Source organism: Bacillus sp. FSL R10-2780 (assembly GCF_038006125.1).
Taxonomy (GTDB): domain Bacteria; phylum Bacillota; class Bacilli; order Bacillales; family Bacillaceae_G; genus Bacillus_A; species Bacillus_A cereus_U.
This window is the reverse complement of sequence record NZ_JBBOUQ010000001.1, coordinates 4,693,895-4,714,638: the sequence shown is the minus strand read 5'-3', so window position 1 is coordinate 4,714,638 and position 20,744 is coordinate 4,693,895. Positions and strand designations below refer to the sequence as shown.

The following is a 20,744-nucleotide window of genomic DNA, read 5'->3' as shown; positions in this document are numbered from 1 at the left end:
GAGGGATTTTTTTCATAAATAAAAAAGTAGAGCATCGAATTCCGATGCTCTACTTTTCTTTTGCAACAATCACACGAACCACTTTTAGCGCAAGCAGTAAGAGCAAGTTTGCTACTGCTACAAGTCCTAAGAAGACTGCTATCATCAGCTCTCCCATTCCGTTATTTACTAAAAACATAACGAAAGACATAAAAGCTAAAGCAAACAGTATTAACGTTGGTATGTATTTAATAAAAGGCTTCTTATATGATTTTTTAGAAAGAAGAAATGTAATTACTAATGTCATAATGAAAACAAAATATACGGCAAATAAGAAAATCATACAAACGCCTCCTCTTCAGCCAAACTACTTAACTATAAAAACCCCCTCCAAATATAAAGGGAGCTCACAATTTCTAATACCTCTCAGCTACCTGTAATTCTTTACTATACTTTTGAATGAAAACTGATGAAATAACCATCATCATTCCTACACTAAACCCAATAAGCTGATTTAGTAGCATTTCATCATAAATCAACCAGCGCAGCAGAAATGCACCGCCAAAAATAAGCATTGCAGTAAATCCAGTATGTCTAAGCCCTTTATATACATTTTCCATATGTATCATCACATACTTTTATCCACATTACACCATAACGTTTATTGAATATTGCCATCAAGTAAACGTATCGTCCTCTGGCAATATTCAGCCACCTTTTGATCGTGTGTTACAACTAGTACCGTTTTTCCTTGTTTATTAATTTCTTTTAAAATGCTCATAATTTTTTCCCCGTTTTCTTGATCGAGAGCACCAGTCGGTTCATCAGCAAGTATAATTTTTGTATCTTGTGCTAAAGCCCTTGCTATTGCTGTTCTTTGCTGTTCTCCACCTGATAACTCGTAAGGATATTTGTTAATATGCCTCTCAAGCCCTACCATTTCCAGCATTTCTTTTGATATTTGTATACGTTTCTTATGAGAAATTCTTCTATATATAAGTGGAAGCATTACATTTTCAATAACTGTATAATCATCTAGTAGCGAAAAGTTCTGAAACACAAATCCAACTTCCTTATTTCTATACTTATGATAGTTTGACTTTAATGTACTCGTATCCATGCCATCTAAAAAATACTTTCCAGTAGAGGGGCTATCAATTAAGCCAATAATGTTAAGTAAGGTTGATTTCCCCGAACCAGATGGCCCCATAATAGCTATCATTTCGCCTTTTTCTATTGTAAGATTAATATCTTTTAAAGCACTAAAATTACTCTTTCCGTATCCCTTAGCCACATTTGCGAGCTGAATCATCTATAACACCTCTTTCATATATGTATTTTTTATTTTTAGTACATTGAAGTAAATGATTGCATATATAATGAGGATCATTACAATTGATAGAGCACCTATAACAATCAATGATTCTATAGAGACTTGTAACGTTCCAAAGAAAGATACTGTACTATTTTCTAGCCCTTTCTGAATTTCAATTACTCCGCTATTCTCCCATTGAAAATACATAATTCCTATACATATAGATAAAATGAATAACAACATATACTCAATAACAAACGTAAGACATAGTTGAAAAGTACTTGCTCCTAATGCTGATTTAATAGAAATATTTTTACGCTCCATATAAAGCGCTGCCATTGATGTTAATAAAATAGATATAAATGAAAAAAATAAAACTGTACCGCTTAATAATAAGGGGTATGACATATTATCAATGCCTTGCTTTTCATTTTCTAACAATTTATTCGGATTTGTAATATAATACGAATACCCCTTGCCTTCTGTTACCTTTAATACTTTCTTTTGAAATTCATTTATATCCACTTTTCCATTTGTTTCTATAATCAGCCCATTGTATAAAAGTTCTACACTATAAAATTCTATTTCTTCTGTTCCAATTGGTAAAATAGCCATGTCATCTAATAATGTAATACGATTATCCGATATTTCACCGCTTCGAGGATATGTAAATGGTGAATTTTTTTCTAAAAAACCGATTACTTTTAGCTTCATTTTTCCAGATGGTACGACATCACCAATAGATACCTTTTCTTTATAATTAGCACCTAATATAACAGGTCTAATATCAAATACTGATTTATGAAATTCCGATTCCTCAAAATATCTTCCTTGTGAAAGTCGTATATGAAAGTATTTATTAATATCTTTATCAATAATAAGAGTCTTTATCGTTCCATTTTCTTTTTTTAAGCTAAGTGAATAGTTACGGAACAAATAATTTGTTGTATTTGTGATTGATATCGTATTAGATAACGCTTGAATGAAATGTTGATAATCACTTTTCGCTTTTTCTTCGCTAAACAACGTTATATCTTGCGTCGCATAAAGTTCATAGAAATTTTTATGAGTCGATAAATTATTTGCTACTGTCATCATTTTTCGATATCCCGAAAGATTACTAATAAATTCTATTGCTGAAGAAAATGCAATAATTAAAGAAATTACTATAATCAAACTTGGTAACAACCGTTTTTTCACAGACCGTATAGAATCAAATATAAAAAACATGACGACCTCCTACGTTCTTAAATGTTTTCCGGGATATATATTTATAATGTGCTTGATTGGAATTATAGTAACAAACATTGTAAGAAAAATTTTAAAAACAACATTACATATCAATACATATAGTGTTAATGGTTTTAATAAGTATGTCTGAAAATACGTATGAATTGTTCCAGAAAATATTTCTAACGTAAGAAAAACCAACAACATCGCTGCTAGAGAAATAAACAAAATTTGAATATATAGTTCGCAGTAAATAGACATATTAGAAGCACCTACTGCTTTTTTTAATGCAATCTCTCTTTCTTTTTTATAAATCCAAAATAAAACCGCAGAAATGCCAGAAGCAATTGCAACAAGAATGAATTTATAATAATACTTATTTGCTGGATCTATATATGTTACATTTAGTTCCTGAAGATCTCTTTCATTCAGTATTTGAACCTCACCCGAAATTACTTCTTTGCTCTTATTCATAAAAGTTTTTATTTCGTTATGGATAGATGATGTAGGGTTAACAACTGTTAATTGTAATTGTTTACTCGCGATAATACCTTTTTTAGATATAGTAGGTAAGTTTTGAAGTGGAACGTATATGCCTGCTACGCCGACGTCACTGTCTTTTCTCGATATAGTTCCTATTTTTTTATATGTATCATCAAATTCATATAATTCCTCTACATTCGTTTGATCACCAACAACCATATCATTTACATTTTCACGATGAAAATATTGCCCTTCAGAAATATATGGCGTCCAATAATACTCATCTTTTAAGTTCACAGCTATGATCTTTGTTGCTCCTGAACTATTTAATGCTTTTAAATGCTCTACGTAAATATCACTTTTCACAAAAGTATCTTGTATGAAAGGAATTATCGCTTCCAATTCAGTTGCATTCGCTATCGGAACAGTTAAAATTTGATTTTTTTCTGGGAAACCGATTTGAAAAGCAGATATAAAATTTCGTTTAGACTCTGTTAAAAGCGCGGCAACTGATATAGAAAGAAAAGAAATAAAAAATGACATAAGAAGAATTACGGAAAACAGTTTGTTGCTTTTTATATTTTTAAAAGCTAAATACATGACTCGGCTCCTTTTAAATAAGAAGGAGATGATATACATCCCCTTCTCCTTATCCAAATATTTATAAAGACAACTGTTTAATATTTTTTATTACTGTAATCGTAAGTTCCTATTACTATTAAAGGTACCTTTGTAATCGTAAGTTTCCATTACTATCAAAATTACCTTTGCGAATCTCTTCTTGATAGTCATTATCCTCATTAGCATAATGCTCAGAGTATAGTCCTTTTGCACCAAAGGCGTTATATGCACCATTACTCACAGTAGCATTTAATGCTCTTCCAGATTCATGGGATCCTAATTTATCCGAAGCGCTTTCAATATATGAATTATTTCCATTTGAATTAATAAAAGAAATTGCTACTGAACAGCGAGATGCATTTTGATTCGTAGTCGTTTGAGCTCTGTAAGATAGTAGATTACCGCTTTTGTGACCACTTAAAGTTGGATAGAATGCACTTGTTGAGATTGATGTTGCTAATAATACTAAAGTCGTAATTGAAAAAACCTTTCCTTTCATTAACAATCACCTCATAAATTAAATAGTTTAGTAGCGCTACATCGTCATAATACCCTTCAAGCCAATTTTTCTCAATAATAAACCCATATGTTTTACAAACTCTTTAAACACTTAAACATTAATACATTTTTAAAAAGTAACGTATAAGTAGCAATACAAAAAAGGCTGCAGAGAACTCCTTCTCCACAGCCTAATTATTATTTTTGCAAAAACGCCTGTAAATCTGCAAACTGTCTCTTCGCATCTTCATAGCCTTGCTCATATAGATTTTGTAATTTAGCCGTATCCTTTTCCATACGATCTACTTGAAGCGGCACTTCTGGGCGAATAACAAATAAATTACCAGCTTGTTCTTCTTTTTCAATGTAGTGAAGTGTTTCATTATACACTTCATAACGGGCTAGCATCGTGTTAACAAGGTTCGGGTATTTTTTATAAGCTTTCGTTGCAATCCAGCCAAATTTTGATTTTTTCTTTGCGTAACCATGGTTTCTCGTCAAAATAACGACTGATTTTTTAAATCCATCCTCCTGTGCTTTACGAACTGGAATCGGATCAGAAATCCCGCCATCTAACAATTGCTTACCACGGTAATTTACTACTGGTGCAATAAATGGTAATGAACTAGATGCTTGTAATAAATTTAGTGCATCATCATTCGTTCCCTCTTTTTCAAAATAAACAGATTGTCCTGTTTCACAATCCGTTGTTCCTATAAGGAAGCGCTCCGGACTATTAAAGTATGTGTCAAAATCAAATGGGACATGCTTTTCTGGAATTTCATGAAAAATGAATTCCATATCAAATAGCTGGCGTTTTTTCCACAAGTTTTTATACGATAAATACTTCGGATGTGATGCATAATCAATATTTACTGTTTTATTTCTATTTCTTTGTCTGGAAAGATACGACGCTGCATGACAAGCACCAGCTGATACACCGACTACATATGGAAAATATAAATCTTGTTCCATAAAGTATTCTAGTATCCCACCAGTATATACACCACGCATACCGCCTCCTTCTAATACTAACCCCGTATTTTCAAGCATGTTATTCTCTCCTCTTTATATACATTGACTCTTTAATTATTCACTATGTTAAGTATCTTTTTCTATTATATATGAGTTCTTTCAGAAATTATATTCAAAAGGCTTGAAAAAAGAAAAATAGAGACTCCTCAACAATCCAGTCTCTATTTTAAGCTCTTTGATCCGCAACGATATGAATATCAATATACTTCGTTTGTCTCATAATTTCATTTACAATAGAACCTTTTCGTATTTCTTCCCACCGTGTTCTCGCCGATTGCCCAAGTAAAACTTGTGTCACCTGTAGTCTTTTCGCAACTTCAATAATAACATCAGCTGGCTTTCTTCCTTTCGCTTCTTCTAATACAAAGCTCGCCTCAAATTGATTCGTTAGCGATTTCCACTCTTCAATTGTTTGCTTTTTCCCTGCTGAAAGGGAATCTATATTTTCCCTTTCTACGTTTAACACATACAATTCAGCGTTTAACCGATCAGCCATGCGCCATCCCCGTCTTATCAATTTCTCCGCTGTCGAACTATATTGCACACAAACGAGAATTTTTTCCTTTACACCAATCGGTTCTATAACGGTTTGACTAATTTTCTCATCCATATCATCTGCAACTTCGCGAAGCGATAATTCTCTGAGTGCTCCTAAATTATTAAGCGTAAAGAAATTTTGTAAGCTTTGTTGAATTTTTTCTTTCTTATATATCTTTCCATCTATTAATCTCTTCCTTAATACCTCAGGTGTTGCATCAACGAGTTGAATTTCATTTGCTTTTTGCAAAATAAAATCTGGAATACGCTCTCTTACTTTTACATTCGTAATTTGAGCTACAATGTCATGAACACTCTCTAAATGTTGAATATTAAATGCTGATAATACCGATATGCCAGCCTCTAGCAATTCTTGCACATCCATATAACGTTTCTTATTTTTGGATCCAGGAATGTTACTATGCGCAAGTTCATCCACTACAACTACTTGCGGTGCACGTTTTATAATTTCTTCCACATCAAGCTCATAAAATCCCTTTCCTTTATACTGTATTTCTTTTAAAGGAACTTTTTCTAAATCAGCAATTGCTTCTTCTGTTTCTTTTCTTCCATGCGTTTCAATTAAACCAATTATAATATCAATACCATCTTTTTTCATTTCTCTAGCATCAAATAGCATCTTATAACTTTTCCCCACCCCTGGAGCAGCCCCTACGTATAGCTTTAACTTCCCGCGATTTTGCTGACGAATATATTCTAAATACTCTTCTGGCGTTCGCCTTTGAAACGTCGGTTTATAGTCATCCGCATACAAAATACTCACACCCTTTCTTTCGAAACAACACTACCTCAATCCTTTAGATTGAGGTAGCGTTGTTTCTATTTCATTAGTTTCTGTAATTCTAAATTTAACTTTAAGACGTTCACTCGATCTTCTCCAAATAAACCGAGTGCAGCGCCTTCCGTTTGATCCTTAATCAATTGATCAAGCTTTTCTTTCGGAATATTCGTTAATTTCGAGATGCGATCTACCTGTACGGAAGCCGCCTTCGGACTAATGTCAGGATCAAGCCCTGAACCTGAATTCGTCACTAAATCTATCGGTACTTCTGTAACTGGAACAGTTGGATTTTTTTCCTTCCAATCTGTAATACTTTTCTCTACTCGTTTCTCTAAATCTGGATTAGACGGTGCATAGTTATTTGAACCAGATGCTTCTGCTTTATATTCTATACTAGAGACACGTCCATGAAAATAACGTGGGTCTGTGAAATTTTGACCGATTAATTTCGAACCAATTACTTCATCTTTATCATTATATATAAGACTTCCATCCGCATTATCCTTCATTACCGCTTGCGCAATACCAGTTACAATAAGCGGGTATACAAGTCCACACAACACTAAGAACGTAAAAGTAATACGAATAATTGGTGAAAGTATACTTTGTTTTTTCGCCATCTTTTTTCCCCTCTTCCCTATATGAACACGCCGACAATCATATCAATTACTTTAATTCCAATGAACGGAACGATAACTCCGCCAAGCCCGTAAATGAGTAAGTTTCGGCTAAGCAGCGCATTAGAACTCATCGGTTTATATGCGATACCTTTCATCGCTAGCGGAATTAGTAACGGAATAATAACTGCATTAAATATTAATGCTGATAAGATTGCTGAAAGCGGTGATGTTAATTTCATAATGTTTAATGCTTCCATTTGCGGAATCGCAAGTGTAAACATCGCTGGAATGATTGCAAAATATTTTGCAATATCATTCGCAATACTAAACGTCGTTAACGCACCACGTGTCATTAACAATTGCTTACCGATTCCTACAACCTCAATAATTTTAGTTGGATTCGAATCTAAATCGATCATATTGGCCGCTTCTTTCGCAGCTGTGGTACCACTATTCATCGCCAATCCAACATCAGCTTGCGCTAATGCCGGAGCATCATTTGTACCATCACCTGTCATTGCCACAAGTTTCCCTTTATCTTGCTCTGCTTTAATAACCGCAATTTTATCTTCTGGCTTACACTCCGCAACGAATTCATCTACTCCTGCTTCTTTGGCAATTGTTGCTGCTGTTAATGGGTTATCTCCTGTACACATAACCGTTTTAATCCCCATTTGGCGCAATTGTTCAAAACGCTCACGCATACCAGGTTTTACTGTATCCTTTAAATAAATTAAACCGTAAATACGATCATCTACTGCAACTACAAGCGGTGTTCCGCCCTCTTTTGAAATTAAATCTGCTTTTTGATTTACATCTTTCGGAATCGTTCCGCCTTGTGATTGAACCCATTCAATCACGCTACCTACAGCACCTTTTCTCACTTTCGTTCCGTCTTTTAAATCAACACCACTCATTCTCGTTTCTGCTTTAAATGGAACAAATTCACCTTGTTCTGCAAATTCTCTATTATATGATATAGATTTCGTTTGTACATATTCTATAACTGATCGACCTTCTGGCGTTTCGTCTAAAACTGAGCTAATGGCAGCCCATTTTCCTACTTGCTCAATCGTTTCATTTCCTACAGGTAGCAGTGTATGTGCCATCCGGTTCCCGAAAGTAATCGTACCTGTTTTATCTAAAATAATTGTATTAATATCACCCGCAGCTTCTACTGCTTTCCCTGACATTGCTAGCACATTAAATTTTGTCACACGGTCCATCCCAGCAATACCAATCGCTGATAATAACCCACCAATTGTCGTTGGAATTAAACAAACTAACAACGCTACAAGTACAGCTGTATCAATTTGAAACCCTAAATAATTTGTGAAAATCGGCAACGTCACAACAACGATTAAGAAAATAAGAGTTAAACTCGTTAATACTGTATTTAAAGCAATCTCATTCGGCGTTTTTTGACGAGCAGCGCCTTCTACTAATGAAATCATTTTATCAATAAATGATTCACCAGGATTGCTCGTAATTATAATTGTAATCTCATCACTTACGACCATCGTTCCACCTGTTACTGAACAAAAATCACCGCCCGCCTCTTTTATTACAGGAGCTGATTCCCCTGTAATTGCAGATTCATCTACAGACGCTAATCCTTTAATTACTTCACCATCATTCGGAATCATTTCTCCTTGTTTTACAATAACAACGTCACCTTTTCTCAGATCAGTTGCTGAAACTTGAACAATATCTCCATTTTCTTTTACAACATTTGCAAACACATCTTTCTTCGATTGTTTTAAAGAATCTGCTTGTGCTTTACCACGACCTTCAGCTAACGCTTCTGCAAAGTTGGCAAATAAAACTGTAAATAATAGAATGAGAGAAACTGTTATATTAAACCATCCTGGTACACTATTAGAACTACTTGGAAGAAAGGATAAAATGAACGTAATTATAAAGCCAATTTCCACAATGAACATAATCGGATTCTTTATCATTACTTTCGGATTCAATTTCGCAAAGGATTGTTTCATCGCATGCGTCACGATATCACGATCCAACGTTTTCGCTTGTCTAACCTCATCTTCTACAGCATGTATTTGTGACTGATTTATTTGTTTTTCTTTTACCACTACCGGTCTCATCATTTACCCTCCATTACTTCAATGTAAGAAATTCTGCAATTGGGCCGAGTACTAACATCGGGAAAAATGTTAACGCACCAACAATTACAATCGTTCCGATAAAAATCCCTCCAAATAAACCATTATCTGTACGGAACGTTCCGACTGTTTCTGGTACGACCGTCTTCTCTTTCAACGAAGCTGCCACAGCTAGCATCGTAATTAAACTGAAATAGCGTCCTAAAAACATAACTAAACCAGTCGTAATATTCCAAAACGGTGTATTATCTGCTAATCCTTCAAATCCAGATCCGTTATTCGCAGCTGACGATGTATACTCATATACAACTTGCGTTAAACCGTGGAAACCTGAATGAGAAATTGCATCCGTTCCTAAACTTGTCGAAAGAGCTAATGCTGAAAATCCTAAAATAAGCAATGGATGAAATAAAATCGTTACCGCAATTAATTTCATTTCCTTCCCTTCAATTTTCTTACCTAAAAACTCTGGTGTCCGTCCAACCATTAACCCAGATATGAAGACTGCAATAATTGCATACATAATAATGTTAACAAAGCCTGCTCCAACACCACCGTATACTGTATTTAACATCATATTTACGAGTGGTACTAAACCGCCAATCGGTGTTAATGTATCATGCATCGTATTAACGGCCCCTGTTTCAGCAGCTGTCGTTACTGTTGCGTATAGTGAAGAAAATACTGTTCCAAATCGTACTTCTTTTCCTTCTGTACTTCCTTGTACATGTTCAATACCCATTCCATTTAACGCTGGATTCCCATTTAATTCCGCTGTAGTAATCGTTATAAACCCTAGTAAAAACACCATAAATAGTGAAACGAAAAGGATACGTCCTTGTTTTTTATTTCCTACCATTCGTCCGTACGTAAATGGTAGTGCTGTTGGCAATAACATCATAAGCATCATTTGTAAAATATTACTCATTTGTCCTGGATTTTCGAAAGGATGTGTAGAATTTGCCCCGAAAAATCCACCGCCGTTATTTCCAAGTTCCTTAATGGAAACGAATGATGCAACTGGACCACGCAAAATACTTTGCTTCGCACCATCAATTGTTTGTGCTGTAACTGCCCCGTCTAACGTTTGTGGTACACCAAGTGCGACAAAGACTAGCGCTGCAATAAATGCGATAGGAAGAAAAACTCTCGTTAATGCTCTCGTAAAATCAACGAAAAAGTTACCGAGTTCTTTTCCAGCGAGTCCTCTAATAAAAGCCATAACAAGTGCTAACGTCGTTGCTGGTGCCGCAAACATTAAAAATGTAATCCCGATTAATTGTGATAAATAAGATAAACCATTTTCACCGCTATAATGCTGTAAGTTTGTATCAGCCATAAAACTAATCGCTGTATTAAAAGCGAGCGTAGGCTCCATTCCTTCAATATGTGCTGGATTTAGCGGCAGCACACCTTGTAATCTGAAAATGAAATATACGACAACAATCATGAATCCATTGAGTAAAACTAATGATAATGCGTACTGTTTCCACGTTTGATTGTATGCTTTTACACCCGTAATTTTAAAAATAAGTTTTTCAAAAGGCCCGAATACTTTATCTAGCGTTTTGCTACCTTGAAAGGCTTTCTCTAAATAAATCCCCGTTGGCTTTGCTACTAAAATAAACAAGAGCATTGTAATAACGACTGCAACCCAAATCATAATGAATGATTCCCCCTAATTAAAACTTTTCTGGATTTAATAATGCGTATACTAAGTACACCGTAATCGCTGCAACAATAACCGATAAGGCAATCATCATGATTGCTTCCCTTCTTTCACAACTTTATCTGACCAACTTGCAAGACTTGCCATCGATGCGACTAACCCAACAAAAATCCCGATCATTACAACATCTAACATAACTACCCCTCGCTTTTTGTTAAAATTTACCATCAGGTTATCAAAAAAAGAACACTAAGCTCTACTTAGTGTTCGAAACGAACAACACAAAGTAAACCTCCTCTCTAAACGCTTACGAGGTTAGCTGTCGGATTCGGGCCTAAAGAGTAGCCCTACTTTCAAAATTGAAAGATTCACCCCAAGTGACGATGCACAAAATTGGTTCCCCCGCTCCATTTCTGGAACTCAGCGATTTTAGGTTTTTTTTGGAAATTTCATAAATGATTTATGAGAGTAAATATACTCCTCTATATTTAACTTGTAAAGGGGCAAATTACTGAAAATAAGAAAATATTCCATCTTTTAAACGCTTACATTACGTGTTATTAATATTCTTTCATCTGTTTTCTTGTCTTTTCTTTCTTTTTCATAAAAATGATCCTTTAAATATGAAATAGAAAGAGCGAATTACATGAAGTGCATAGCTTGCTGCACTCAGTATTCGCTCTTTTTTCATTCAACCTTTATTCTCCTCGTAAAAATGCACGTAAATTTCTTCCCCGAATATAAACTTGCGACAGTTCTGCATTTAGCTGCTCATATTCGATAATATCTGTTTTTAAATATAAGGCATCTTTCGATGGCAATATTATATATGGCCTTGGAAAAATAGGATCGAGCGCCACCAATTCTTGAACTCGCTCTACCGATGCCACCCAACGATTCGCTATATCTCCTAGTAACAATACCTTCATCTTCGTTTCCCCCGCTCTATTCAAAAAATAAAAAAGAAATATTATCACAGTTCGTAAACACTACAAATTTAGCTCCAATTGTTTCATAGAGCCTGGCTGGATAGCGTTTATTCTTTGTAACAACAGTAATAGGCGCTTGAAAAGAGAAACGAATGCGTTCTGTGAAAAAGCTAACTATCGGAAGCTCATCTCCTAGTAAAATTACTTTCTTAATCCGCTCGCAAATACTAGTAAAATCCTGCTCCTTATTACAGCTATAAGTCGAATCAAATCCACAATTCCTAACTTCAGCTGCTATCTCTTCATTTGCTGTAAAAATAATTAACTCATGCTGAAATGCTACTAGCTCTCTTAAACTCTTTATCTTATTTTCTTCTCCAACACAAATAAGCGTTAATTCCATGTACCTCATCCTCCTTAGCATAAAAGAACTCAAACATAGATTGATATTCTCCTATACTAATCAGACCGACGAAGTGATATATCCATCATGGCACCGCCCTCTCTCAAGACGCTTACGAAGTTAGCTGTCGGATTCGGACTTTGAGAGTAGCCCTACTTTCAAAATTGAAAGATTCACCCCTAGTGACAACGCACAAATTGGTTCCTCCGCTCCATAAATTTGGACTCAGCATATTACAAAAATGTATTCTGGCTGATATATTACTCCTGTGTTTGGAAAAAGTAAACAGAAAAAAGCCAGTTGTAAAACTGGCTTTTCCATTCTTTATGCTTATGCTTTATTCAATTTGTACGCAAAATGATTCGTCGGTCCATGACCACTACCAATATTCAACGGCTCTTCAATCGCTATACTAATAAATCGTTTTGCCTCTTGAACTGCCTCTTCAATTGAATACCCTTTAGCAAGTCCTGCTGTAACTGCAGACGCGAATGTACATCCGCTTCCGTGCGTTTGCTTCGAAGGAATTCGTTCACTTCTAAATTCAATAAACTCTTCTCCATCAAAGAGTAAATCAATTACTTCATTACCTTGATATTCTGCATGTCCGCCCTTCATAAGCACATATTTAGCACCTAATTCGTGCAATACTTTCGCAGCTTCTTTACTATCTTCTATATTTTGAATCTCCATCCCAGTTAACACTTCTGCTTCCGGAACATTCGGTGTTACAACAGTTGCTACTGGTAATAAATATTCCTTTAATGCTTGTACTGCTTCTTGTTGTAATAATGATGCTCCGCCTTTTGCAATCATAACAGGATCTAGTACAATATTATTCCAGCCAAATTTCTTAATATGTTCTGCAACGATTTGAATAATTTCACTACTAAATAGCATCCCTAGTTTCACCGCATCTGGTGTTAAATCCGTACCAATTGAATTCAGCTGTTCCGTAATTCCTTCTAAAGAAACAGGATATACCCCTTGAACGCCAAGCGTATTTTGAGCAGTAATTGCTGTAATAGCCGTCATTCCATACACACCAAGCTCTTGGAATGTTTTTAAATCTGCTTGAATTCCAGCGCCGCCTCCGCTATCAGATCCTGCAATCGTTAAAGCTTTATTCACTTTCATCCCACTCATCCTTTTCTATCCAAAATAGCGATGATAAATTATTTTCGCTTCGCTTATATCTTTCGTTCCATGTACAAGTACACGGCCATCTTTGAAAGCAACTAATCTCTTTTCTCCAACCGAAAATGATAGTAAATATGGATTTACATTCAAATCATTCACACGATCATTCAGCAATTTTTTATATTGTTCAAAATCCATTTCCTCTTTATGAGGTGGTCTAATTTGAACTGTATTTCTCCCGCATAACACCGCTGTTTTTGAAGTGTTTTCTTTATTTAAATACGGATATAATGCTTGCTCACCACATGATAGACAATTATGTTTACGAAGCTTTTGCACATTCATACATGAATACTCATTTTTCCATACATCAAATGATACAAGCCCCTCTCGAAGCGAGTCATAATCTTCTACTAACAGTTTAAGTGTTTCCGTTACTTGATGAGAAACGACAAGAGATACAGCAGGTGATATAATCCCCGCTGTATCACATGTCGCTCCACCAAGCGGAATCGATTGTAATAAACAAGATAAACATGGCGTTTTGCCTGGAATAATAGTATAAGAAAGACCGTAACTTCCTACACATGCCCCGTAAACCCATGGAATAGAATATTTTTGCGATATATCATTCACAATGAAACGCGTTTCGAAATTATCAGTCGCATCGATAATTACATCAACATTTGTAACGAGTTCTTCTAACTCTTCAGCCGTTACATCTTGAACGAGAGCTTCTACTCTTACTTCACTATTAATCTCTTTTAGACGTTTTTTTGCCGCCACAGCCTTCGGAAGGTTATTCTCTACATCACTCTCTGCATACAATTGCTGTCTTTGTAAATTACTCCAATCCACATAATCGCGGTCAACAATTGTCACCTTACCAACGCCAGCTCTTACAAACATCTCTGCATTTGCACTACCTAATGCACCTGCACCGATAATAAGTACATGCTTTTCTCTTATCTTTTGTTGTCCTTCTCCCCCAATTGGAGAAAATAGTTCTTGGCGAGAATATCGATTATTCAACTACGCTCATTCCTTCTAAAGGACTACTTGCCGTTGCACAACGTTTACGTGCAATACGGCCTGCTTCAAAGCCTATCCGCCCTGCCTCAATACCTAATTTCATTGCGTATGCCATTTTAATAGGATCTTTTGCCCCCGACACAGCCGTATTTAATAAAACACCATCTGCTCCTAATTCCATCGCAAATGCCGCATCAGCTGGGCTACCAATACCAGCATCCACGATAACTGGTACTGTCGCTTGTTCAATAATGAAACTTAAATTTAATGGATTTACAATACCAAGTCCTGAACCAATCGGTGATGCACCTGGCATAATGGCATGCACGCCAAGTTCTTGTAATTTACGCGCTAATACAACATCATCAGATGTGTACGGTAGAACGATAAATCCTTCTTCAAGTAACATTTCAGATGCTTTTAACGTTTCTACCGGATCAGGTAATAACGTTCTATCATCACCAATAACTTCTACTTTTATCATGTCACAAAGTCCAGAAGCTTTTGCTAATTTCGCAATTCGAACAGCTTCTTCAGCATTTTTTGCTCCTGCTGTATTTGGTAATAACGTATATTTTTTCACATCAAGTTTCTCTAATAAATTAGGTTGCTTCGCATCAAATATATCCATGCGACGTACTGCGAACGTTAAAATTTCAGCCTCAGAAACGTCAATTGCTTTTTGCTGTACATCAAAATCAGAGAATTTCCCTGTTCCTAATAAAAGTCTAGAATGAAATGAAAATGGTCCAATGTTTAACATAATCAACCGCCTCCTACGAAAGTTACAATCTCAATTTGGTCTCCATCAAAAACTGATGTATCTTTATGATCATCTTTTTGTAAAATATCTTTATTACGCTCTACTACAACAATTCTGTTATCTAATTCTAAATGTGTAAGTAGCTCAGCTACTGTTTCCACACTCACTGGTACTTCAATTTGATTACCATTAATTTTTAAATTCAAACTTCCATCCCCTTTCTAAACCGATTTAGAAAGCAATGAATCTAGCAGATGATTCTCCTGCTTTCCTTCTATTAAATCAGCCATATACTGACCAGAAACAGGACTTAATAAAATACCGTTTCGATAATGTCCAGTACAAGCATATAAACCTTTTATTTCTTCATGCTCTCCCATATAAGGAGCTTCATGATTCGATTGTGGCCTTAATCCTGCCCATGTACTTTCCCACTCTGCTTCTTTTAAAGCAGGCAATATCGTATAAGCACGCTCTAATATGGAAGTAATACTTTCTGGTTGTACAGATTTATTGAACGTATGAGGCTTCATCGTTGCCCCAATCACATAACGGCCACCGCGCTTCGGCGTAATATAAAACCGCTCTTGGAAAATAGGAGCTTTCAAGAGAGGTTTCCTGCTTCTTACTGCAACAACCTCTCCCTTAACAGGATATGTACCCCAATCACTATGGAAATAATGTAGTAATTTCGTACTCCATGACCCTCCAGCGATAACGACTTTTTCGCATGTGATTACACCTTCACTCGTAACAATCCCAGTCACTTTATTATTCTCAATACGAATATCAAACACTTCTGTTTGTTCATATATGTCAGCTCCAGAAAATGCCGCGGAATGCGCGAATGCTTTCGTAAGCTCTGGTGCAATAACGTGACCATCTTTCGGATAATATACCGCTCCTATAATTGACTCGGATAGAAACGGCTCTTTTTCCCGTAAATGGTCCCCCGTTAGAAAATAGGAATCTTCACCTGTTTTCTGTTGCCAATCCATAATATGAAGAATTCTTTCCTTCTCATCTTCATTTTGGGCAATGCGATAAATGCCTTTTTCCTCATACCCAATATCGATGCCTGTCTTTTCACGTAAAACTTCTGCAAGTTGTGGAAATATAGCACGGCTTTCTCTAGCAAGCTCAAACAGCGGATCATATTCATCCCATTCTGCCTGCACACCGAGCAAACCAGCAGCTGCTTTCGAAGCTTCAGATGCGATTCTTTGTTTCTCTATAATCGCTACTTTATGCCCTCTTTCTGCTAGAAAGTGTGCAACTGAGCTACCAATTACACCTCCGCCAATAATCGCTACATCATACTTCTTACACATGTTTTTCCGCCCACTTTCTTATTGATTCCTTATAAGATTTTGCTCTGCTATACGGGTTACTACTACTTACAATTCCAGACATAACAGCAATTCCACTTACTTTACTTGCAAGAACATCCATTGTATTTTCAGGAGTAATTCCTCCAATAGCTATAATCGGTATCGATAAGCTCTTTGCAATGTCCGAAATTTCCTCTAACCCTCTCGCCGGCACACCTTTTTTGCACTCTGTTGGGAATACATGACCATAAACGAGCGAATCAGCCCCATTCTTAAAAGCCTCTATCGCTTCTTCTAAAGAATGTACGGAATAACCAACATGCAAATACGAAAACTTTTCTTTCACTGACCTTACATCTGTACTTCGATACCCTAGCTGTACACGCGGGACATTTAATAAAACAGCAATATCAATTCGGTCATTTATAACAAGTTTAGATGCCGGAAAGCCTTTTTTTAAAAGGCTTTCCACCCCTTCATATAATTCCTTCGTACTTTTCTCACGCTCACGAATATGCAAATAATCAATCTCACTCTCAATTTGCATCGCTACATTCACTAACTCTTCGAACGGCATATGGCCATTTGAGATTACGTGGAGCTCATTTTTCATATTCATTCGCCTACTTTAAAATATTTTCGAATAACTCATCAGCTGGAACACTTTCTTTCGTCATTCCTTTGTCTTTCAGCCATTTATTTTGTTTCTCCCAAGACTCTTTTGAATCTGATAAGAATGGCTCATCTTTCGTTTCCATCTTCTCTAATAAAATTTTCATACTTTCTTTTTCAACTTCTGGCACAAGCGGGAAGTTTTCTTTTTCTTGGTGATTTAATAAAATATTTAATGCTTCATCCGGATTTTTCTTCATGAAATCATATCCTTTTTTCGCACCACGTAAAAAGGCCTGTAATGCTTCTTTATCCTTTTTCAAAGTTTTATCACCTGTTACAAATACAAGTTCATGATAATTCGGTACACCGTAATCAGCTGGATTAAAGTACGCCGGCTCATGACCCTCATGACGCATAACAGGTACTTCATGGTTAATGTATGCTCCTGTTACAGCATCTACTTTTTTCGTAATTAACGCTGGCACTAAATCAAAGCCTACATCAACTACTTTCACTGTATCTGGATTACCACCAGCTTCTTTTACCATCGTTTTTAAATACATCTCACTTAAAGGTGTTCCAGAATATCCAACTGTTTTTCCTTCTAAATCTTTCGGTGATTGAATGCCTGCTGATTTCAGCGATACGACATGATTTAACGGTGAACGCACGACAGCTCCAATTGATTTCACTGGAATTTGTTCATTTGCTCTAGCCATAACAACATCTGGCTGATAATACAAGCCAACTGTCACTTTTCCTGCTGCAGCTAACGTTAATGGATCAGTCGGATTAGAAGGGAATTTAATATTTACCTTTACTCCTTCTTCTTTAAAGTAGCCTTTTTCAATGGCTGCATAAATAAAGCTATGCACCGCATTTGGATACCAATCAAGCATGACCGTTATTTCTTTCTCTTTTTTACTCTTATCTGATGCTGAATTACTCGAGCACCCTGCAATCATTGCAACTAATAATGTAAACACAAAGATGCGTTTTAATAATTTCATGAATATTTCCTCCAACTAATGAATTTCTTTTCTAATATAGAAATAAGTATGACGAAAAAAATAGCTAACAATGATAGCAATACAATTGGTGCAAATACACCAGCTCCGTCTAACTGCGTCATCATCCTTTTACTGAAATATCCAAGCCCAGCTTGTGCACCGAGCCATTCTCCAATTGCTGCCCCGATAACACTAAGCGGAACTGCAATTTTTAACGCTGAGAAAAAGTAAGGAAGAGCAGATGGCAACTTTAGCTTTAGAAAAATATCTTTTTTTGTTGCACCATACGTAACTAAGAGCTCCTCCCATTCTTTCTTCGTACTACGCAGTCCATCATACGTATTTACCGCAATTGGGAAAAACGTAATTAAGACAGTGACAACAACCTTGCTCCAAATGGTATATCCAAACCATAAAACAAATAGTGGCGCAAGTGCTGTAATCGGGATTGTTTGAGAAGCTACTAATAATGGATAAAATGCTCTTTCCATCCACGTACTCGCATTCATTAACATTGCTAGCCCTACGCCCAGTACGATAGAAATAACAACGCCTATTAAAACGACGTACAACGTTGCAGGTAAATGAACGGTAAATAATATATCTTTCAGCGCCCATATCTTCATTACAATTGCAGAAGGTGATGGCAAAATGTACATCTCATCTACAATTCTTGCGCCTACTTCCCATAGAGCAAGTAAAATTCCACTTAATATGAGGGCAGGTAATAACTCCTTCAAGCGATTCATCATACGAGTACCTGCCTTTGTAACATACTAAGGATCTCTTCTTTAAGCGCTAACACTTCAGGCTTATATAAATCTTTTCTTGTTCGGTTACGATCAAGCGGCACAATTCGCTCAGTTAAAGTTGCTATCGGTTGATTTTCTACAACCAAAATTCGATTAGAAAGAAACAATGCTTCTTCAACATCATGAGTGATAAATAAAATTGTTTTTTCCCACTCTTTCCATTGTTCAAACAACCATTCTTGCAAAGATGCCTTCGTTAAAGCGTCCAATGCACTAAAAGGTTCATCTAACAATAATATCTTCCCGCCTGTTAATAAAGTTCGGATAAAAGATACGCGTTGCCTCATACCACCAGATAAATCTTTCGGATATTTTTTCTCGTACCCTTGTAAACCAAATTTATGTAACAGTTCTTTCGCTTTTACTTGTGCTTCTTTCTTCTCCACACCTTGGCACTCTAGCGGTAAAGCCGCATTCTCAATAATCGTCCTCCACGGCAAGAGCATATCTTTTTGGGGCATATACCCTACAGAATGACTCTTTGTTTCTGTCAGCTCTATCTGTCCAGTACTTGCCTCTTCTAAGCCTGTAATAAGGCGAAACAAAGTACTTTTCCCGCACCCACTCGGTCCGATAATACTTACAAACTCTTTATCTTGTATAGAAGCATTTAATTCATCGATGATTGGTTTCTCATCATAATGAAAGGAAACATTATGAAACTGTAGTATGTTCTTGCTCCTCAAAACCCCACATCTCCTTACGATAAGCCATATCCCAGAATAAATATTCAAATCGGCTGGAATATAAGAAAATCTCCTCTAATCGATCTAGCTCTTTCTCTGACTTTCCAACTGCCATTTCATTTAATAAATCTATTAACCAAATACAAAGGTTACCGTATTCTTCAGAACTATATCCTTGAATCCACTCTCCAAAGAACTCATGATCTCTTGCTCCAGGAATATCATTTAAACGCTTTCCAATCTCCCAATAGCTCCACATACATGGAAGTAAAGCTGATATTAATTCTGCAAGTGTGCCATTTTGAGATACAGACATCATGTAATTTGTATAGGCTAAATTTTTAGCAGATGGTTTCGCAGATTCCATCTCTTGTGCAGAAATGCCAAGTCTTTTTGCATATTGTTTATGAATCGTCATTTCACCATTTAAAATCCCATCAATTTGCTCTGCAAATTTTGCCATCACTTGTGGATTCGTTGCCTTTACAACCCCAATTGCATATAGCTTTGCATAATCTAACAAATATAAATAATCTTGAATAATATAGTACTGGAATTTGTCTTTTTCCAACGTACCATCCCCCATACCTACTACAAACGGATGATTATGACTTTTCTCCCAAACAGGCTGCACCGTATCAAATAATCTTTCACAAAATTTCATTAATAATTCCCCTTCCTATATATCTATTTATCTCAATAAAAAAACCACTTCTGTATATAAGAAGTGGTTACAGCAAATAAAATTATAATTTATTCGTTGTTCCACTTCCCTTCGCTAGTATTATCTAGATCAGGTGTTGTAAGGGTTAAGGATTATTCCTCTCTCAGCACGAAAAGCACCCCTAGTGGTGTTAATATGAAATTTTCAAATAAAAAAGCCCCGTTTCTATACGCAAAGAAACGGGGACTCATTGTTAGTGTCCGAATTGCTTCCCTACGCTAGCATAATCTAGATCAGGTAATAAAAAGGATCAAAGGCTTACGGCCCTACTCTCAGCTGGCAACACCAGCCCTCCTAGCAAACTATAAAATTATCACTGTCAGTATAACACCGCCATAAGACATCATCAACTGTTTTAATTTTCTTAATTGCGAATTAAATCTT

At 36.0% G+C, this 20,744-nt stretch carries 25 protein-coding genes and 4 riboswitches; all 25 genes read right to left on the bottom strand.

Annotated elements, in window-relative coordinates:
• Nucleotides 1-49: 49 nt before the first annotated feature.
• The 25 genes from NSQ47_RS24495 to tenA all read right to left on the bottom strand — a co-directional run bounded on the left by NSQ47_RS24495 (nucleotide 50) and on the right by tenA (nucleotide 20,300).
• Nucleotides 50-322, bottom strand: coding sequence for a hypothetical protein (locus tag NSQ47_RS24495; protein WP_002159219.1), 273 nt, complete (start codon nucleotides 320-322; stop codon nucleotides 50-52).
• Nucleotides 323-395: 73 nt separating this feature from the next.
• Entirely contained in the window at nucleotides 396-608 is a 213-nt protein-coding gene (locus NSQ47_RS24490; RefSeq protein ID WP_002159220.1) for a hypothetical protein, read from the bottom strand.
• Between the two features lie 32 nt (nucleotides 609-640).
• Entirely contained in the window at nucleotides 641-1,291 is a 651-nt protein-coding gene (locus NSQ47_RS24485) for an ABC transporter ATP-binding protein (protein WP_002159221.1), read from the bottom strand.
• Nucleotides 1,292-2,524: an ABC transporter permease gene (locus tag NSQ47_RS24480; protein WP_341038146.1), complete on the bottom strand. Its 1,233-nt coding sequence runs from the start codon at nucleotides 2,522-2,524 to the stop codon at nucleotides 1,292-1,294.
• 9 nt (nucleotides 2,525-2,533) lie between these two features.
• Nucleotides 2,534-3,607 (bottom strand): ABC transporter permease, encoded by a 1,074-nt coding sequence (locus NSQ47_RS24475; protein ID WP_341038145.1) that lies wholly within the window; start codon nucleotides 3,605-3,607, stop codon nucleotides 2,534-2,536.
• Between the two features lie 118 nt (nucleotides 3,608-3,725).
• The gene (locus NSQ47_RS24470; protein WP_002159224.1) at nucleotides 3,726-4,127 is read right to left on the bottom strand and encodes a hypothetical protein; all 402 of its coding nucleotides are present in this window, start codon (nucleotides 4,125-4,127) and stop codon (nucleotides 3,726-3,728) included.
• A 197-nt stretch (nucleotides 4,128-4,324) separates the two neighbouring features.
• On the bottom strand, nucleotides 4,325-5,179 hold the full coding sequence (locus NSQ47_RS24465; protein WP_341038144.1) for a patatin-like phospholipase family protein: 855 nt from the start codon (nucleotides 5,177-5,179) through the stop codon (nucleotides 4,325-4,327).
• 148 nt (nucleotides 5,180-5,327) lie between these two features.
• The gene (gene kdpDN / locus NSQ47_RS24460; protein ID WP_341038143.1) at nucleotides 5,328-6,482 is read right to left on the bottom strand and encodes a KdpD-like non-kinase potassium sensor; all 1,155 of its coding nucleotides are present in this window, start codon (nucleotides 6,480-6,482) and stop codon (nucleotides 5,328-5,330) included.
• Between the two features lie 56 nt (nucleotides 6,483-6,538).
• Entirely contained in the window at nucleotides 6,539-7,120 is a 582-nt protein-coding gene (kdpC, locus tag NSQ47_RS24455; RefSeq protein ID WP_002203384.1) for a K(+)-transporting ATPase subunit C, read from the bottom strand.
• A gap of 17 nt (nucleotides 7,121-7,137) precedes the next feature.
• On the bottom strand, nucleotides 7,138-9,228 hold the full coding sequence (kdpB, locus tag NSQ47_RS24450) for a potassium-transporting ATPase subunit KdpB (RefSeq protein WP_341038142.1): 2,091 nt from the start codon (nucleotides 9,226-9,228) through the stop codon (nucleotides 7,138-7,140).
• A gap of 13 nt (nucleotides 9,229-9,241) precedes the next feature.
• The gene (gene kdpA / locus NSQ47_RS24445) at nucleotides 9,242-10,909 is read right to left on the bottom strand and encodes a potassium-transporting ATPase subunit KdpA (RefSeq protein ID WP_002159229.1); all 1,668 of its coding nucleotides are present in this window, start codon (nucleotides 10,907-10,909) and stop codon (nucleotides 9,242-9,244) included.
• A 19-nt stretch (nucleotides 10,910-10,928) separates the two neighbouring features.
• Nucleotides 10,929-11,009: a K(+)-transporting ATPase subunit F gene (gene kdpF / locus NSQ47_RS24440; RefSeq protein ID WP_000972378.1), complete on the bottom strand. Its 81-nt coding sequence runs from the start codon at nucleotides 11,007-11,009 to the stop codon at nucleotides 10,929-10,931.
• Nucleotides 11,006-11,110: a SipW-dependent-type signal peptide-containing protein gene (locus tag NSQ47_RS24435; protein ID WP_000887888.1), complete on the bottom strand. Its 105-nt coding sequence runs from the start codon at nucleotides 11,108-11,110 to the stop codon at nucleotides 11,006-11,008. Before NSQ47_RS24435 ends, kdpF begins: the two co-directional genes overlap by 4 nt.
• Before the next feature lie 95 nt (nucleotides 11,111-11,205).
• A riboswitch (cyclic di-AMP (ydaO/yuaA leader) is annotated at nucleotides 11,206-11,351 on the bottom strand.
• Between the two features lie 262 nt (nucleotides 11,352-11,613).
• Nucleotides 11,614-11,844, bottom strand: coding sequence for a hypothetical protein (locus NSQ47_RS24430; RefSeq protein ID WP_340822005.1), 231 nt, complete (start codon nucleotides 11,842-11,844; stop codon nucleotides 11,614-11,616).
• 16 nt (nucleotides 11,845-11,860) lie between these two features.
• Nucleotides 11,861-12,247: a hypothetical protein gene (locus tag NSQ47_RS24425; RefSeq protein WP_002159231.1), complete on the bottom strand. Its 387-nt coding sequence runs from the start codon at nucleotides 12,245-12,247 to the stop codon at nucleotides 11,861-11,863.
• 93 nt (nucleotides 12,248-12,340) lie between these two features.
• Nucleotides 12,341-12,488, bottom strand: a riboswitch (cyclic di-AMP (ydaO/yuaA leader).
• Between the two features lie 89 nt (nucleotides 12,489-12,577).
• Nucleotides 12,578-13,393 (bottom strand): bifunctional hydroxymethylpyrimidine kinase/phosphomethylpyrimidine kinase, encoded by an 816-nt coding sequence (thiD, locus tag NSQ47_RS24420; RefSeq protein WP_078174074.1) that lies wholly within the window; start codon nucleotides 13,391-13,393, stop codon nucleotides 12,578-12,580.
• A gap of 6 nt (nucleotides 13,394-13,399) precedes the next feature.
• Nucleotides 13,400-14,419 carry a thiazole biosynthesis adenylyltransferase ThiF gene (locus tag NSQ47_RS24415; protein ID WP_341038139.1) on the bottom strand — a complete coding sequence of 340 codons (1,020 nt, stop codon included), beginning with the start codon at nucleotides 14,417-14,419 and terminating at the stop codon, nucleotides 13,400-13,402.
• Nucleotides 14,412-15,182: a thiazole synthase gene (thiG, locus tag NSQ47_RS24410; RefSeq protein WP_002201724.1), complete on the bottom strand. Its 771-nt coding sequence runs from the start codon at nucleotides 15,180-15,182 to the stop codon at nucleotides 14,412-14,414. Before thiG ends, NSQ47_RS24415 begins: the two co-directional genes overlap by 8 nt.
• 2 nt (nucleotides 15,183-15,184) lie before the next feature.
• Nucleotides 15,185-15,388: a sulfur carrier protein ThiS gene (thiS, locus tag NSQ47_RS24405; protein ID WP_002201725.1), complete on the bottom strand. Its 204-nt coding sequence runs from the start codon at nucleotides 15,386-15,388 to the stop codon at nucleotides 15,185-15,187.
• Nucleotides 15,389-15,403: 15 nt separating this feature from the next.
• Nucleotides 15,404-16,513: a glycine oxidase ThiO gene (gene thiO, locus NSQ47_RS24400; protein ID WP_002201726.1), complete on the bottom strand. Its 1,110-nt coding sequence runs from the start codon at nucleotides 16,511-16,513 to the stop codon at nucleotides 15,404-15,406.
• Entirely contained in the window at nucleotides 16,506-17,126 is a 621-nt protein-coding gene (gene tenI / locus NSQ47_RS24395; protein WP_341038138.1) for a thiazole tautomerase TenI, read from the bottom strand. The genes thiO and tenI overlap by 8 nt, the downstream gene beginning before the upstream one ends.
• Before the next feature lie 10 nt (nucleotides 17,127-17,136).
• Nucleotides 17,137-18,138, bottom strand: coding sequence for an ABC transporter substrate-binding protein (locus NSQ47_RS24390; RefSeq protein ID WP_002159238.1), 1,002 nt, complete (start codon nucleotides 18,136-18,138; stop codon nucleotides 17,137-17,139).
• On the bottom strand, nucleotides 18,135-18,887 hold the full coding sequence (locus tag NSQ47_RS24385) for an ABC transporter permease (RefSeq protein ID WP_016103756.1): 753 nt from the start codon (nucleotides 18,885-18,887) through the stop codon (nucleotides 18,135-18,137). The genes NSQ47_RS24390 and NSQ47_RS24385 overlap by 4 nt, the downstream gene beginning before the upstream one ends.
• Nucleotides 18,887-19,636 (bottom strand): ABC transporter ATP-binding protein, encoded by a 750-nt coding sequence (locus NSQ47_RS24380; protein ID WP_341038137.1) that lies wholly within the window; start codon nucleotides 19,634-19,636, stop codon nucleotides 18,887-18,889. The genes NSQ47_RS24385 and NSQ47_RS24380 overlap by 1 nt, the downstream gene beginning before the upstream one ends.
• A complete protein-coding gene (tenA, locus tag NSQ47_RS24375; RefSeq protein WP_002159241.1) occupies nucleotides 19,605-20,300 on the bottom strand; it encodes a thiaminase II in 696 nt (231 codons plus the stop codon). The genes NSQ47_RS24380 and tenA overlap by 32 nt, the downstream gene beginning before the upstream one ends.
• A gap of 89 nt (nucleotides 20,301-20,389) precedes the next feature.
• Nucleotides 20,390-20,493: riboswitch (TPP riboswitch) on the bottom strand.
• Between the two features lie 60 nt (nucleotides 20,494-20,553).
• Nucleotides 20,554-20,666: riboswitch (TPP riboswitch) on the bottom strand.
• Between the last annotated feature and the right edge of the window lie 78 nt (nucleotides 20,667-20,744).